The sequence below is a fragment of the Clostridium peptidivorans genome (genome assembly GCF_900205925.1).
Taxonomy (GTDB): domain Bacteria; phylum Bacillota; class Clostridia; order Clostridiales; family Clostridiaceae; genus Clostridium_AK; species Clostridium_AK peptidivorans.
This window is the reverse complement of record NZ_OAOD01000002.1, coordinates 59761-74500: the sequence shown is the minus strand read 5'-3', so window position 1 is coordinate 74500 and position 14740 is coordinate 59761. Positions and strand designations below refer to the sequence as shown.

Sequence of the window (14740 nt, the reverse complement as noted above, 5' to 3'; positions counted from 1 at the left end):
ATGGAGGTGCATAGGTAATGTTACAACAAAGGATTGAAAAGTTAAGAGAACTTATTAAGAAAAAGGGAATAGATGCAGTTTTACTTACAAGTAATCCAAATAGAAATTACATGACTGGCTTTACTGGAGATGAGAGTTTTGTAATACTTACATTAGATAAAGGAGTATTTATTACAGATTCAAGATATACAGAGCAAGCTCAATCACAAGTAAATGACTATGAAATAAGACAATATAAAGGAGCTATAGCAGATTATCTAAAGGAAGTTATAGATGAACTAAATATAAAAACTCTAGGATTTGAAGAAGACATACTTACATTTAAAGAGTATAGTACATATAAAGCAAAGTTTAAATGTGAACTTATACCTATGGAAGGTATGATAGAAAAATTAAGACTCATAAAAGATAGTGATGAAATAGCAACTATTAAAAAAGCAGCTGCTATTGCAGATAATGCTTTTGCAAAGATACTTCAATTTGTAAAACCAGGTATGACTGAAAGAGAAGTTGGAGTGGAACTTGAGTACTGGCTAAAAAGATTTGGTGGAAGTGGACTTTCTTTTCCATCTATAGTTGCATCTGGTGAGAGATCATCTCTTCCTCATGGGCAACCTACAGAAAAAGTTATAAAGATGGGTGATTTTCTTACATTGGATTTTGGATGTATTTACAATGATTATTGCTCTGATATGACTAGAACCATAGTTATGGGAAATGCTACTGACAAAATGTTAGAAATATACAATATAGTTCTAGAAGCACAGGAAAAAGCTCTTAAGGCCTTTAAGCCAGGTGTTACTGGTGCAGATGTAGATAAGGTAGCAAGAGATATAATAAAAGAAAAAGGATATGGAGAGTATTTTGGACATGGATTAGGACATGGGGTAGGAAGACAGATACATGAAGAGCCTAGAGTAAGTCCAATGGGAAACACTGTATTAGAGCCAGGTATGGTTGTTACAGATGAACCAGGAATATATATTCCTAATTTTAGTGGTGTAAGGATTGAAGATTTAGTTCTTATAACTGAAAATGGATGTGAAATACTTTCTAAATCACCTAAAAATTTAATTATAATTTAAAATCATAGTATTAACTTACCTTATAAGGTTATAATATAAATGAATTAATAGTTTTGGAGGGATACTTACAATGATATCAGCAGGAGATATAAGAAAAGGAACAACTTTTGAATTAGATGGACAAGTTTACACTGTAACAGAGTTCTTACATGTAAAACCTGGTAAGGGTGCAGCTTTTGTAAGAACAAAATTAAGAAATGTTATAAATGGAGGAGTTACTGAAACAACATTTAACCCAACTGCAAAACTTCAAGAAGCAGTTATTGAAAGAAAAGAAATGCAATATTTATATACAGATGAAGTATTATATTACTTCATGGATCAAGAAACATTTGAACAAATTCCATTAAATCATGATCAAGTTGAGGAAGCTATAAAATATTTAAAAGAAAACATGTTTGCAGTTATAAAGTTTTTCAAGGGAGAAGCTTTTTCTGTAGAACCACCTAACTTTGTTGAATTACAAATAACTCAAGCTGATCCTGGTGCAAAAGGAAATACAGCTTCAAACGTATTAAAGCCAGCTACTGTAGAAACAGGAGCAATAATTCCAGTGCCTTTATTCGTAAATGAAGGAGATGTAATAAGAATAGATACAAGAACTGGAGAATACATGGAAAGAGTATAATTATTATTTAAGCGACATACATTATGTATGTCGCTATTAAATAAATATAAGAAGGATGTGAAGGTTAATGGATTCTATAAAGTCAAGAGTTTCTTATTTAAAAGGCTTAATGGATGGGCTGAAGATTGATACTGAGGATAGAGAAGGTAAAGTCATCAAGGAAATAGTAGAAGTATTAGAGGAAATAGCAGATGAAATAGATGAGTTGAAAGACTCTCAAAGCGATATGGAAGAATATGTAGATAATTTAGATGAGAATTTAGCATACATAGAAGATGAATTGTTTGACGATGAAGATGATGACTATGATGACGATGAGATAGATGGTTTCGTAGAAGTTGCTTGTCAAGATTGTGGAGAAACAGTATATATAGATGCAGGAATATTAGATGAAAAAGAAAGTATAATTTGCCCTAACTGTCATAAAAATATTTCACTTCAATTTGAATGTGATGGTCATTGTAAAGAATGCACTGAAGACTAAAAATTTATCTTAAATATACAAAATATTTAATTAATTGTAACAAAGCTTGAGTTTGAGTAAACTCAAGCTTTGTTATTTTTTGACAAAATAAACTTTGTAAAAAATCATTAATATAGGAATATTTTTAGATAAATATAAATACTTTTTAATAAGAGGAGGAGGATAAAAAGATGATAAACACTAAAGAAATTTTTCGTATACTTCCAGACAGCATAAAATCTCTAGTAGGAGAAGAAAATTTTAACAAAGTTCAAGAAATTAGACTTAGAGTAAATAAACCTCTTATGTTGGAAATGGAGCAAAAGGAGAAGGTCTTTAATTATACAGTTTCTTGTGAGGAAATAGATATGATTTTAAAAAGAATGAGTAATTATTCCATTTATGCTTATGATGAAGAAATAAAAAGAGGATATATAACTGTTAAAGGTGGCCATAGAATAGGAATATGTGGTAAATGCATAGTTGAAAAGGAAAAAATAAAAACCATAAGAGATATATCTTCTCTAAATATTAGAATAAGCAAAGAGCTTTTAGGATGTTCTGATAATATAGTTAAATATTTAGTGGACAAGGATGAAATAGTAAATACAATAATAATTTCGCCACCTAAATGTGGGAAAACTACCTTGTTAAGAGATATAGCGAGAAATATATCTGATGGTATCATTAAGTTTTCATTATCAGGCAAAAAGATTACAGTAATAGATGAAAGAAGTGAACTTGCAGCTTGCTATAATGGTGCTCCACAACTAAATTTAGGTATAAGAACTGATGTGTTAGATAGTTGCCCTAAAAGTGAAGGCATCATAATAGCTATAAGAAGTATGGCTCCAGAGATTATAGTATGTGATGAAATAGGAACGGCAAAGGATACAGAAAGTATAATAGCTGCTATGAATTCAGGAGTAAAGGTTATAACAAGTATACATGGATATGATATTTCAGATTTATATAATAGATCTGTATTTAAAGAGATTATAGACAATAAAGTTTTTAAAAGAGCTATAGTAATGAGTCATAAAAATGGACCAGGAACTATAGAATATATATATGATTTTTTAGAACAAAAGAAAATTTTTAAGGAGGTACTATGATTAAAATAATTGGAAGTGTTTTAGTGATAGTTTCTACAAGTCTTTTAGGATATTTTTTTGGAGAATTATTTAAAAAAAGAACCAGAGAATTAAAGGAATTAGAAAGAGCTATAGGTATTTTAAAAAATGAAATAGTATACGCATATACTCCACTTCCATATGCATTAGAGAAAATAGGTTTGAGAATTATAGAACCAATAAAAACTTTATTCTTAAGTATATCAAAAGATCTTAAAGAAAGCATATCAGAAGGAGTATATGAAGCATTTTATAGTAATATAAATTTATATAAGAAAAGTTTCAATTTGAACGAGGAAGATATTCGCATTTTGTTAAATTTAAGTAAATCTTTAGGGGAATGGGATGTAGAAAGTCAAAAAAATATTTTTCGTGTTACTGAAGAAGAATTAAGAAAGCAAATTGAAGAAAGTGAAATATTAACAAGAAAAAATTTAAAAATGTATAGGTATTTGGGGTTTTCTATAGGGGCAATTATAGTAATTATGTTTATTTAAAGGGGGTAGGTTGCAATGTTAGATGTAAGCTTAATATTTAAAATAGGAGCAGTAAGCATATTGATAATCATACTAGATAAGATATTAAAAAGTAGTGGCTATGATGATTATGCTGTACTCACCAATCTAGCTGGAATAGTAATTATACTTATGATGGTAATAAATCTTATAAGTAAACTCTTTAATGCAGTAAGGACTATGTTTCAACTTTAGGAGGATAACATGGAGATTATAAAAATAGTTGGATTTGCATTTTGTGCTCTTTTTATTGTTCTAGTAGTAAAGGAAGCTAAAAAAGAAGAGTGGGCTGTACAAATAAGCATGTGTGCAGGGATACTTATATTTTTATATATGGTTGGAAAAATAACTTCAGTAATGAATTTGCTTCAAACGTTAGCTCTTAAAGCAAATATAGATTTTATATATTTAAGAACGGTATTTAAAATACTTGCAATTGCTTATTTAGCTTCCTTTTGTAGTGAAATATGCAAGGATGCTGGACAAAATAGTATAGCATCAAAAGTGGAATTTGCAGGTAAGATACTTATATTAGTACTGGCCATACCGATACTAATGGCAGTCCTGCAATCAATTTTAAAAATAATGTAGGGGATAAAATATGAAAAAACTAATTATTTTATTGATAACACTACTATGCATTGGGATTATTCCTTTTAATGTACAAGCTTCTTCAGATGAAACTGCTATAGATAACAATATGGAAGTTCAGCAGCTTTATGATTATATGACAAATATAAAGAGTGAACAAGAAATATTAAAGGATATGAACATAAAGGAATATATAAAGACCTATATGAAAAGTGGAGAAGGAACGTTTTCAGTAAGCAAGGTATTTAAAGGAATTGCGTCTTATGCTGTTAGAGAAACTTCAGCTGCAATAAAACTTATGTCTGTTTTGGTTATAATTTCCATAATATGTGCTCTTATAACTAATTTAGAAAGAGCATTTAGTAATGAAACGCTGTCACATATAGCCTATTTTGCTTGTTATTCATTAATAATAATTATTATGACAAAGAGTTTTTATGTAGGTGTAGAACTAGCTCGAGAAACAATACAAAAAATGTCCGATTTTATGCTTGCATTAATACCGGTACTCATTATGCTCCTTACTGGGGTTGGAGGTATAACAGAAGCTACGCTCATGGATCCTGTTATAATCGGAGCCATAAATATAAGTGCTGAATTATTTGCCAATATAATTATTCCATTAATTACAATAACCTTTGTACTTCAATTCGTAAATAATATTTCTGATGAATTTAAAGTGGATAAGCTTACCAAATTATTAAATCAATGTGCTTTATGGATGCAAGGAATACTTATGACAATATTTATTGGGATAATAACAATAAGAGGAATATCTTCCAAGACCATAGATCAGGTAGTAGCAAAAACGGCAAAGTATGCAGTAGATAACTTTATTCCTGTAGTTGGAAAGTGTTTATCTGATGCTATATCTACTGTAGCAGGCTATTCTATATTATTAAAAAATTCTATAAGCAGTGTAGGACTTATAATACTTATCTGCATGGTGCTGCTGCCAGTATTAAAAATTGTAATTACTGCTTTGGTATATAAGCTCACTGCTGCTCTTATAGAGCCTATTGGAGATAAGAGACTTGTAAGTTGCATAAGTTCAGCTGGGGACTCACTTATACTTATATCTGCATGCTTAATATGTGTGTCTGTTATGTTTTTTATAATGATAGCCATATTAGCAGCTGCAGGTAAAGTGGCAGTAGGAGGTTGATTAAACTTTGGAGATAATTAAAGCATGGATAGTAAATATATGTACAGTGGTACTTTTTATAACTGCTGTAGAAATGATACTTCCAGATAATGACTTAAAAAAGTATGCTAAGTTTGTGTTAGGGCTCATACTTATGACAGTTATTATAAATCCTATAATAAAGGTGTTTGATAAAAACTTTGATATAAATGTTATGAGTAATAATGTGGAAAAAGCTATAGAAGCAAAAGAATCTAAGAGCAACATGGAAGAATACAAAAAAAATAATTTAAATGCAACCCTTGAAACATTTAATTCTAATTTAAAAAATTTATCAGAGGAAAAGCTAAAAGAAAAATTTAAGGATATGGACTTTGAAGTAAAGGTAAAATCAGATTTTAATAAGAATCAGGTAAAAATAATAAGCATAGAAATTGGTGTAAAGGAAAAAGGAATACAAAAAATAAAAAAAGTAACGGTAGAAAGCTTTAAGTCTGAAAAAGAAAGTATAAGTAAAAATGAAAAATTTAATGAAGTAAAGCAATTTTTAAGTAAAGAACTTAATATACAAGAAGAGTTAATTAAAATTTACGAATTATGAAAAGGAGGTATACCATGAACTTTAAAGAGATCTTTGAAAAAATTAAAAGTGAAACAAAGGAAAAAATATTTGGTAATAAGATAATTGCAAACTTTATAATAGTATTTTTGGTAGGGATTTTAATCTTGGTTGCATCGAGCTTCTTCAAAGCCACTGGAAATAATGGAAAATCATTATCAGTGAATAGTAGTCCTGAAATTAAGGAGGAAAATATACAAAATAATAAAAATAGTGAGGAGGAGGAGGATTTAAAATTTGATTTGAAAAATATTCTTCAGCAAACTGAGGGGGTTGGACGAGTAGAGGTTATGATTTATTTTGAAAGTGGAGAAGAACAGGTACCAGCGTTTAATGTTAATGATTCAACAAATTTAACAGAGGAAGTGGATAATGAAGGAGGAACTAGAAAAACTACGCAAAAAAATAATGGCACTTCTGTTGTTATAACTAATGATGGTAACCAAACGAAGCCTCTTATTATTAAGAAAAACAAGCCTAAGATAACTGGAGTTCTTGTAGTTGCAGAAGGTGCTGAAAATAAGGTTACTGAATATAGAATAAGAAAAGCTGTAACTAATTTGTTTAACGTACCTGATAATAAAGTTAATGTTTATCCAATGAAAAAATAGCATATATGTTAATTTAAAATCATATAATCTTGTAAAAAGATAAATGGGGGGAATTTTGTATGAATAAAAAACAAGGTATTATCATTACAACTTTACTTGGTCTAATAGTATGTATGGGAGTTTTAGCAACAAAACTTAACAATCCACTTTACACTCAATCCGGAGGAGAAAAAAGTGCAATTTCATTAAAGAGCAATGACAAAAATACTAAAAATACATCTAATTACTTTGTAGAAGCAAAAATGGCACGTGATAATAAAGTTACACAAACTTTGCAAAACTTAAAGGGCATAATGGAAGATAAGAACATATCTCAAAAGCAAAAAGATAGTACAGCTGAGCAATATGCAGCTTTAGCTATGTCCTATAATTATGAAACTAAGATAGAATTAAATCTTGAAGCCAAGGGTTATGAAAATTCAGTATGTCTTTTAAATGGAGATAAGGCTACAGTTATAGTAAAAGGAAATAGCAATGAAAAACTTACTGATAAACAGTTAAGAGAAATCCAAACTATAGTACTAAATGAAGCTAAAATTAAAAATGTAGAAGTTTCTGTAAGAGAATAATTAGTTTGATATAATAGGATGTATTTGATATAATGTACTAAAGATTAAACTTTTGCCAAAGTGTAAAAGATAAGTAACCAGGAGGTGTAATAATATGGAAGAAAGCATGAACAGAGAAATAGATATGGGAATAGTTAAGATATCGGATGAGGTAGTAGGAGTTATAGCAGGCCTTGCTACTACAGAAATTGAAGGTATAGTTGGTATGAGTGCTTCCGTGGTTGGAGGTATAACTCAAATACTAACAGGCAAAAAGAATCTTTCAAAGGGAGTAAAGGTTACTGTAGGTGAAGAAAGCTCTGCTATAGATTTATATGTAGTAGTAGAATACGGCATTAGAATTCCAGATGTAGCGCTAAAGGTTCAAGAAAATGTTAAGAGAACAGTAGAAGCTATGACAGGTCTTAATGTTGATGCTGTAAACATCCATGTTCAAAATGTTATTATTCCTAAGATGGATGAAGGAAATGTTGAAGAAATAGAAGAATAAATTTCACCCTCTGTTAAACAGAGGGTGTTTTCATGTAAAATATAATTTAGTATAATAAAATAATGTATAATACATGGCTTTTGTTTAATAATTATTATTAAATATATTTATGTAAGTATTTTTAGGAGGTACAATATGAACAGAAAAAAAAGTAGAGAAGTGACTATGAAGTTGTTATTTGAATCAATGATAAAAGGTGAAGATTACAAATCCATATTAGATGATTTAAGAGAGTCAAATGAAAAAGAAGATAGTACCATGGAACTTATGGGAATGAAGATGGAAGAAGATCCAGAAGATACAAGTTTAGATCAGGTAGATATGGGCTATGTTATAAATATGATGAAAAACATACAAGAAAACGAAACAATGCTAGATGAAAAAATAAAAAAGTATTTAAAAGGATGGAAAATAAATAGAATTTCCAAGGTGGAACTTGCAATACTTAGACTGTGTACATATGAAATACTTTTTGAGGAAGATATTCCAGAAAGAGTTTCAATAAACGAAGCTATAGAACTTACTAAAAAGTATTGTGATGATAAGTCTAAAAATTATATAAATGCTGTGCTTGATAATATAGCAAAAGAAGTTAAAGGAGAGTTATCTTAAATGGGAGTACCTATAGACGGGAAAAAAGTTGCATTAAGTTTTAAAGAAGAGCTTTTAAACCTTATTAAAGAAAGAGTAGCAGATGGATTAAATGCCCCTTGCATTGCAAGTGTATTGGTTGGAGAAGATAAAGGTTCTCTATTTTATTTAAAAAATCAAAGCAGGGTATGTGAAGAGCTTGGAGTAGTCTTTAAAAGCTTTATAATGGATAAGGATTCAACAGAAGAGTCAGTAATGAGAAAAATTAAAGAGTTAAATGAAGAAGACAGTATACATGGGATTATACTTCAGCTACCGCTTCCAGAGGAATTAGATGAAGAAAAAATAATAAATTCTATAAGTCATTTAAAGGATGTAGATGGACTTACAGATATAAATGCAGGAAGATTTTATAAGGGAGAAAAATGTTTTATTCCTTGTACTGCTCAAGGAATATTAGAACTTATAAAAAGCACTGGAATAAATATTTCAGGTAAAAATGCAGTAGTTTTAGGAAGAAGCACTATTGTAGGTAAACCTGTAGCTCAACTTTTAGTTAATGAAGATGCTACTGTCACTATATGTCATTCTAAAACTCAAGATATAAGAAAGGTATGCAAGGAAGCTGATATAGTGGTTGCAGCGGTAGGTATTCCAAAGTTTGTTACAGAAGATTTTATAAAAGAAGGTGCAGTTATCATAGATGTAGGATTTTCTGTGGTTAATGGAAAAATGACAGGCGATGTAGATTACGAAAATGTAATACACAAGGCAGGCTTTTTAACTCCAGTGCCTGGAGGAGTTGGTTCTATGACTCCTATAATGCTTATTAAGAATACATGTGAGGTATTAAAGTAATGTATCTAAAAACTTTAACAGTTTCAGATATAAATAATTACATAAAAAAAGTAATAGACAATGACTTCATATTAAATAATGCAGCTATAAGTGGTGAAATTTCTAATTTTAAACTTCATTCCTCAGGCCATATGTATTTTTCATTAAAAGATGAGTACAGTAAGATTAATTGCGTAATGTTTAAAGGTAATACTAGAACATTAAAGTTTATTCCTGATAATGGAATTAAGGTTGTAGTTAAAGGAAGAATTTCAGTATATGAAAAGGATGGCTCTTATCAGCTTTATTGTAATAGTATTGAACCTGAAGGATTAGGTGAATTATATATAGCCTTTGAAAAGTTAAAGAAAAAGCTAGAGTTAGAAGGATTATTTGATGTTGAACATAAAAAGCCTATACCAAAATTTGCGGAGAGAATAGGAGTTATAACATCGCCTACTGGAGCTGCTGTAAGAGATATAATAAATGTATCTAAGAGAAGAAATAGTAATTGTGAAATAGTTATATATCCTTCATTAGTACAGGGACTTGGTGCTAGTGAGGATGTAATAAGAGGAATTAGTACTTTTAATAAAAAGGGGAATATAGATACAATAATTATTGCAAGAGGTGGCGGATCCATTGAAGAACTTTGGGCATTTAATGATGAAAATTTAGCAAGAGCTATATATAATTCTAAGATACCTATTATTACAGGAGTTGGTCATGAAGTCGATTATACAATTGCTGATTTTGTAAGTGATAGAAGAGCTCCTACACCTTCAGCTGCCGCAGAAATTGCAGTATTTAATAAAGAAGAAATATTAAATTCTATAAAAATTTATAAAAATACCTTGAATAATCTCATAACGCAGCTTTTAAAAGACAAATATAATAACATAGAAAATCTTAAAAGAAATTTAGAAATGAACAGTCCTGAAAGAACAATAGTAAATGAATATCATAAATTAGATAAGTTAAAAGAAGCGTTAAAGCATAATATTAAAACTAATTTAGAGTTGAAAAAGCAAAAGTTAACTAAAGCTAATGCACTTCTTTCAGCTCATAATCCATTAAATATATTAAGTAAAGGATTTGCTGTGATTGAATCAACTGATGGAAGTGTAGTATCATCTTTAAATAAGCTACAATCACTTGCAGAAGCTAATATAATATTAAAAGATGGAAAAGGAAAGTTCAAGATAGAAAAAGCTTAAGGAGTGATTTTATGGGGAGAAAAGCTGAAACCTATGAAGGGTTAATGACTAGATTGGAAGAAATATTAAGTAGCATGGATAATGGAGAAATATCTCTAGAGGATTCTATGAAAAAATATGAAGAAGGTATTAAAATTTGTAATAAGCTTTATAAGATTTTAAATGATTCAGAAAGTAAAATTAAAATACTTATGGATGAGGGAGAAGAAAACTTTGAATATCAATAAGTTAAAAGAAGAAATAGAATCTTGGCTCAAAAATTATTTTCAAAATAAAGGTTCTTATAATAAAAAAATATATGAAGCTATGAGTTATAGTTTAAATATTGGAGGAAAAAGAATAAGACCCATTTTAACTATACTTACATATAATATGTTTGAAGATAATTATGAAGACATAATTCCTGTGTGTGGAGCTTTAGAAATGATTCATACATATTCACTTATACATGATGACTTGCCATGTATGGATAATGACGATTTAAGACGTGGAAAGCCCACAAATCACAAAGTATTTGGTGAATCTCTAGCTGTGCTTGCAGGAGATGGACTTTTAAATGAAGCTTTAAATATACTTTTTAAATTTTCATTAAGAGAAGATAAGAAATGGGCAAAAGCAGCACTTCTTATTGGAGAAGCTTCAGGAGTAGAGGGAATGATAGGTGGGCAAACAGTAGATATTCTGAGTGAAAATGAAGATATACCTAAAGACAAGTTACATTACATTCATAGTAAAAAAACTGGGGCACTTATAAAAGCTTCCATACTTGCAGGAGCTATATTAGGTGAAAGTACAGAAGAAGAATATAATATATTAAATGAGTTTGGAGAAAAATTAGGATTGGCTTTTCAAATAAAGGATGATATATTGGATATAATAGGAGATTCAGATAAGATAGGTAAAACAGCTAAAAAAGATATGGAAAGTAATAAGAGTACTTTTGTAAAACTATATGGGTTAGAAGAATCTAAACAGATGTGTTTGAAATTAACAGAAGAGTGTTTAGAGCTTTTAAACAAAATAGATAAAAATACAGAAAGTCTTGAAAAACTCACAGTAATTCTTTTAAAACGGGAATATTAAAAAGTTGACTTTTTAGCATATTAGGTATACAATATGTTAGCATTAACGTAGATATTTATAATTGATTTTTAAATATATATCTAAACTATAATAGTGTAACCTTTAAAAGGTGGTGCAGTATTCTAGTCGGGTAAGTATCTTTTGAAGGCGGGGCTAAAAATCCGCCAAAGGGCATATCGATGAAGTTCCTTGTGCTGGCTTATGACGCCCAGTCATGGGTTGGTGCTGGGAGTAAGGGGGATGGGGCAGCCGCAACGGCATGCGGGAACTGACCCTACCCTCGCGGAGACCATTTATTGTGTAAAAGGTTAGATACCTTTTATACGAAAATGGATTAAACCTGCAATGTGGTGAAGAGCTATGTGCAGTGTAGCCTGCCTTGAGTGGTTTAGGGGGAAAGCAGTGACACCATTTAATTTTGGCCAAAATTAAAGGAATTTGTTTGCTGAAACCTAAGCTGCAAAAGAGGCTAGAGAGATACCTAACTGTTGAGGAAAACTCCTAGACTGTTCAACTTAGAGATATGCTGAGGATTGCAGTGCGGACTAAGTGGCAATCCAGTCCTGCTTTTGGAAACAAAGTAGATAGGTAATTAAAGGGAAACCGCCAAAATGGCGACATTTAGGTTGACCTATGGGAAATCCTACTGGACCTAAGCCGCAAGGTTTACTCAGTTTATTGCCACCTTTTTTATATACATATTTTGGAGGATATAAGTTTTGGATGCTGACAGTAAAGTTAATTGTAATAATTTCCAAAAAGATAATAAAAAAAAGAAAGAAACAAGCTGGGTAGTGACCATAATATTATGGTCTATATTAATATCTGGTAGTGTTAATCTTTTGTCTGATGTGCTACTAAGAAATGTAAATATATTAGTAGCTTTTATTATATTAATTTTTATAATAATCTTAGGTGTCATATTTGATATAATAGGAGTGGCGGTTACTGCAGCTGAAGAAAAACCTTTCCATGCAAAGGCAGCTAAAAAACTTCCAGGAGCAAAAATAGCAGTAAAGCTTATAAAAAATGCAGACAAAGTATCTAATTTTTGTAATGATGTAGTAGGAGATATATGTGGCATAGTAAGCGGAGGAATAGGAGCTTTAATTTTGGCAAAAATTATTATAATATTGCCTGAATTAAATGCAGCTCTTATATCAGCTTTTATAGGGTCAATTATAGCTGCAGCTACTATAGGAGGCAAAGCCGTAGGAAAAAGTTTTGCAATGAAACAAAGTAATAAGGTAATAGATAAAGTATCTAAGATTATATATTTTATAAAAAAGGATAGATAAATTATGAAAAGTATTTTAAACGAATATAAAGAGCCCAATGATATTAAAAATATGACTATAGAGGAGTTAAATAGTTTTGCTCATGAGATAAGAAGCTTTTTGATCGAAAGTGTTTCTAAGACTGGTGGACATTTGGCGTCAAATCTTGGAGTAGTAGAACTTACTTTAAGCCTGTACAATATATTTAATTTTAAAAAGGATAAAATAATATGGGACGTAGGGCATCAATGCTATGTTCATAAAATATTAAGTGGAAGAATGAATGCATTTAAAACTTTGAAAAAATATGGTGGACTTAGTGGATTTCCTAAAGTCTCAGAAAGTGAATATGATCATTTTCAAACAGGACACAGTAGTACTTCAATTTCTGCAGCATTAGGTATGGCAAGAGCTAGAGATTTAAAAGGAGAAAAACATGAAGTTATTGCTGTAATTGGTGATGGAGCCTTAACTGGTGGAATGGCTCTTGAAGCGTTAAATGATGTGGGATACAGTAAAACTAAGATGATAATAATATTAAATGATAATCAAATGTCTATAGGAAAGAATGTAGGTGGAATTTCTACATATTTAAGTAAAATAAGAATGGATCCTGGGTATAATAAATTAAAACAAGATATAGATGGAATTTTAAAAAAGATACCTAGTATAGGTGGTGGTATGGCTCGTACTTTAGAAAGAGTTAAAAATGGTATAAAACAAATGGTAGTTCCGGGAATGCTCTTTGAAAATATGGGAATAAAATACTTAGGCCCTATAGATGGACATAATATAAATGAAGTAAGTAATATCTTAGAAAAAGCAAAATCAATTAATGGACCTGTGATTATACATATTATTACCAAAAAGGGTAAAGGATATAAGTTTGCTGAAATGAATCCTGGAAAATTTCACGGCATAGGACCATTTAACTTACAAAGTGGAGAAGTTGCCGTGACAGGAGGAATATCATATTCTAAAGCTTTTGGTAATGCAATGGTAAAATTAGCTGAGGAAGATAATAAGATAGTAGCAATTACAGCAGCAATGAGAGATGGGACAGGACTTCAGGAATTTGCAGACAAATATAAAGGAAGATTTTTTGATGTAGGTATAGCAGAACAGCATGCAGTAACTATGGCAGCAGGAATGGCCTCTCAAGGGCTAAAACCAGTATTTGCTGTATATTCTACATTTCTTCAAAGAGCTTATGATCAAGTAATACATGACATATGTATTCAAAAGCTTCCAGTAGTACTTGCTATTGATAGAGCGGGAATAGTAGGTGCAGATGGAGAAACGCATCAAGGAGTATTTGATTTATCTTATTTAGCTCATATACCAAATATGACTATAATGGCTCCTAAATGTGTAGAAGAAATGGAGCCTATGTTTAAATGGGCATTTAATCAAAATAACCCCATAGCCATTAGATATCCAAGAGGTGGAGATATTTTAGATTTAGAATTAAACCCTTTAACTGAATTTAAATATGGTAAGTGGGAAACAATGTATGATGAAGGAGATATTAGCATAATAGCAGTAGGAAAGATGGTTCAAAATGCATTAATTGCTAGAGAAAAGCTATTGAAAATGGGAATTAAAATAGGAGTTGTGAATGCAGTATTCGTGAAACCTATAGATATTGAACTTTTAAGTAAATTTTCTAAAACAAAAAAATGCATTATTACAATAGAAGATAATATAGTTACAGGGGGATTTGGTTCTTTGGTGTTAGAATACATTCAAAGTATAAATTCAGCTACTAAGGTTATAAATTTAGGATTTAAAGATGAATTTATTCCTCATGGTAATATAGATGTTTTTTATAAGGCTAGTAGTATTGATAGCGATGGAATAGTAGAAAAGGTAATAAAATTTATTTAA

19 protein-coding genes are annotated in these 14740 nt (G+C 30.3%); all 19 read left to right on the top strand.

The features are described 5' to 3' along the window. Positions 1–17 precede the first annotated feature (17 nt). Positions 18–1085, top strand: coding sequence for a M24 family metallopeptidase (locus CRN98_RS02100; protein ID WP_097025770.1), 1068 nt, complete (start codon positions 18–20; stop codon positions 1083–1085). Between the two features lie 70 nt (positions 1086–1155). After that, positions 1156–1713 (top strand): elongation factor P, encoded by a 558-nt coding sequence (efp, locus tag CRN98_RS02095; protein ID WP_097025769.1) that lies wholly within the window; start codon positions 1156–1158, stop codon positions 1711–1713. A 67-nt stretch (positions 1714–1780) separates the two neighbouring features. Then, positions 1781–2197: a CD1247 N-terminal domain-containing protein gene (locus tag CRN98_RS02090; RefSeq protein WP_097025768.1), complete on the top strand. Its 417-nt coding sequence runs from the start codon at positions 1781–1783 to the stop codon at positions 2195–2197. Between the two features lie 173 nt (positions 2198–2370). Beyond that, a complete protein-coding gene (spoIIIAA, locus tag CRN98_RS02085; protein WP_179631886.1) occupies positions 2371–3291 on the top strand; it encodes a stage III sporulation protein AA in 921 nt (306 codons plus the stop codon). Then, entirely contained in the window at positions 3288–3806 is a 519-nt protein-coding gene (spoIIIAB, locus tag CRN98_RS02080) for a stage III sporulation protein SpoIIIAB (protein WP_097025766.1), read from the top strand. The genes spoIIIAA and spoIIIAB overlap by 4 nt, the downstream gene beginning before the upstream one ends. 15 nt (positions 3807–3821) lie before the next feature. Continuing rightward, a complete protein-coding gene (spoIIIAC, locus tag CRN98_RS02075) occupies positions 3822–4019 on the top strand; it encodes a stage III sporulation protein AC (protein ID WP_097025765.1) in 198 nt (65 codons plus the stop codon). A 9-nt stretch (positions 4020–4028) separates the two neighbouring features. Then, a complete protein-coding gene (spoIIIAD, locus tag CRN98_RS02070) occupies positions 4029–4415 on the top strand; it encodes a stage III sporulation protein AD (RefSeq protein ID WP_097025764.1) in 387 nt (128 codons plus the stop codon). Positions 4416–4425: 10 nt separating this feature from the next. After that, positions 4426–5580 carry a stage III sporulation protein AE gene (gene spoIIIAE, locus CRN98_RS02065; protein ID WP_097025763.1) on the top strand — a complete coding sequence of 385 codons (1155 nt, stop codon included), beginning with the start codon at positions 4426–4428 and terminating at the stop codon, positions 5578–5580. A gap of 7 nt (positions 5581–5587) precedes the next feature. Continuing rightward, a complete protein-coding gene (spoIIIAF, locus tag CRN98_RS02060; protein WP_097025762.1) occupies positions 5588–6160 on the top strand; it encodes a stage III sporulation protein AF in 573 nt (190 codons plus the stop codon). A gap of 14 nt (positions 6161–6174) precedes the next feature. Then, positions 6175–6789, top strand: coding sequence for a stage III sporulation protein AG (gene spoIIIAG, locus CRN98_RS02055; RefSeq protein ID WP_097025761.1), 615 nt, complete (start codon positions 6175–6177; stop codon positions 6787–6789). A 59-nt stretch (positions 6790–6848) separates the two neighbouring features. Then, the gene (locus CRN98_RS02050; RefSeq protein ID WP_097025760.1) at positions 6849–7358 is read left to right on the top strand and encodes a SpoIIIAH-like family protein; all 510 of its coding nucleotides are present in this window, start codon (positions 6849–6851) and stop codon (positions 7356–7358) included. Between the two features lie 94 nt (positions 7359–7452). Further along, positions 7453–7848, top strand: a complete 396-nt coding sequence (locus CRN98_RS02045; protein ID WP_097025759.1) for an Asp23/Gls24 family envelope stress response protein — start codon at positions 7453–7455, stop codon at positions 7846–7848. A gap of 135 nt (positions 7849–7983) precedes the next feature. Then, complete coding sequence (gene nusB, locus CRN98_RS02040; protein ID WP_097025758.1) at positions 7984–8460, top strand: transcription antitermination factor NusB; 477 nt, start codon at positions 7984–7986, stop codon at positions 8458–8460. Continuing rightward, positions 8461–9297 carry a tetrahydrofolate dehydrogenase/cyclohydrolase catalytic domain-containing protein gene (locus tag CRN98_RS02035; RefSeq protein WP_097025757.1) on the top strand — a complete coding sequence of 279 codons (837 nt, stop codon included), beginning with the start codon at positions 8461–8463 and terminating at the stop codon, positions 9295–9297. Next, a complete protein-coding gene (gene xseA / locus CRN98_RS02030) occupies positions 9297–10493 on the top strand; it encodes an exodeoxyribonuclease VII large subunit (RefSeq protein ID WP_097025756.1) in 1197 nt (398 codons plus the stop codon). Before CRN98_RS02035 ends, xseA begins: the two co-directional genes overlap by 1 nt. A gap of 11 nt (positions 10494–10504) precedes the next feature. Continuing rightward, positions 10505–10720, top strand: coding sequence for an exodeoxyribonuclease VII small subunit (locus CRN98_RS02025; RefSeq protein WP_097025755.1), 216 nt, complete (start codon positions 10505–10507; stop codon positions 10718–10720). Beyond that, a complete protein-coding gene (locus CRN98_RS02020; RefSeq protein ID WP_097025754.1) occupies positions 10689–11576 on the top strand; it encodes a polyprenyl synthetase family protein in 888 nt (295 codons plus the stop codon). Before CRN98_RS02025 ends, CRN98_RS02020 begins: the two co-directional genes overlap by 32 nt. 719 nt (positions 11577–12295) lie before the next feature. Continuing rightward, on the top strand, positions 12296–12874 hold the full coding sequence (locus tag CRN98_RS02015; RefSeq protein ID WP_242960789.1) for a hypothetical protein: 579 nt from the start codon (positions 12296–12298) through the stop codon (positions 12872–12874). Between the two features lie 3 nt (positions 12875–12877). After that, on the top strand, positions 12878–14740 hold the full coding sequence (gene dxs, locus CRN98_RS02010; protein ID WP_097025753.1) for a 1-deoxy-D-xylulose-5-phosphate synthase: 1863 nt from the start codon (positions 12878–12880) through the stop codon (positions 14738–14740).

What these genes read in the sequence shown, in the direction of transcription:
- CRN98_RS02100 (WP_097025770.1), top strand. Translation starts at nt 18, where the DNA reads ATGTTACAACAAAGGATTGAAAAGTTAAGAGAACTTATTAAGAAAAAG.
- efp (WP_097025769.1), top strand. Translation starts at nt 1,156, where the DNA reads ATGATATCAGCAGGAGATATAAGAAAAGGAACAACTTTTGAATTAGAT.
- CRN98_RS02090 (WP_097025768.1), top strand. Translation starts at nt 1,781, where the DNA reads ATGGATTCTATAAAGTCAAGAGTTTCTTATTTAAAAGGCTTAATGGAT.
- spoIIIAB (WP_097025766.1), top strand. Translation starts at nt 3,288, where the DNA reads ATGATTAAAATAATTGGAAGTGTTTTAGTGATAGTTTCTACAAGTCTT.
- spoIIIAC (WP_097025765.1), top strand. Translation starts at nt 3,822, where the DNA reads ATGTTAGATGTAAGCTTAATATTTAAAATAGGAGCAGTAAGCATATTG.
- spoIIIAD (WP_097025764.1), top strand. Translation starts at nt 4,029, where the DNA reads ATGGAGATTATAAAAATAGTTGGATTTGCATTTTGTGCTCTTTTTATT.
- spoIIIAE (WP_097025763.1), top strand. Translation starts at nt 4,426, where the DNA reads ATGAAAAAACTAATTATTTTATTGATAACACTACTATGCATTGGGATT.
- spoIIIAG (WP_097025761.1), top strand. Translation starts at nt 6,175, where the DNA reads ATGAACTTTAAAGAGATCTTTGAAAAAATTAAAAGTGAAACAAAGGAA.
- CRN98_RS02050 (WP_097025760.1), top strand. Translation starts at nt 6,849, where the DNA reads ATGAATAAAAAACAAGGTATTATCATTACAACTTTACTTGGTCTAATA.
- CRN98_RS02045 (WP_097025759.1), top strand. Translation starts at nt 7,453, where the DNA reads ATGGAAGAAAGCATGAACAGAGAAATAGATATGGGAATAGTTAAGATA.
- nusB (WP_097025758.1), top strand. Translation starts at nt 7,984, where the DNA reads ATGAACAGAAAAAAAAGTAGAGAAGTGACTATGAAGTTGTTATTTGAA.
- CRN98_RS02035 (WP_097025757.1), top strand. Translation starts at nt 8,461, where the DNA reads ATGGGAGTACCTATAGACGGGAAAAAAGTTGCATTAAGTTTTAAAGAA.
- xseA (WP_097025756.1), top strand. Translation starts at nt 9,297, where the DNA reads ATGTATCTAAAAACTTTAACAGTTTCAGATATAAATAATTACATAAAA.
- CRN98_RS02025 (WP_097025755.1), top strand. Translation starts at nt 10,505, where the DNA reads ATGGGGAGAAAAGCTGAAACCTATGAAGGGTTAATGACTAGATTGGAA.
- CRN98_RS02020 (WP_097025754.1), top strand. Translation starts at nt 10,689, where the DNA reads ATGAGGGAGAAGAAAACTTTGAATATCAATAAGTTAAAAGAAGAAATA.
- dxs (WP_097025753.1), top strand. Translation starts at nt 12,878, where the DNA reads ATGAAAAGTATTTTAAACGAATATAAAGAGCCCAATGATATTAAAAAT.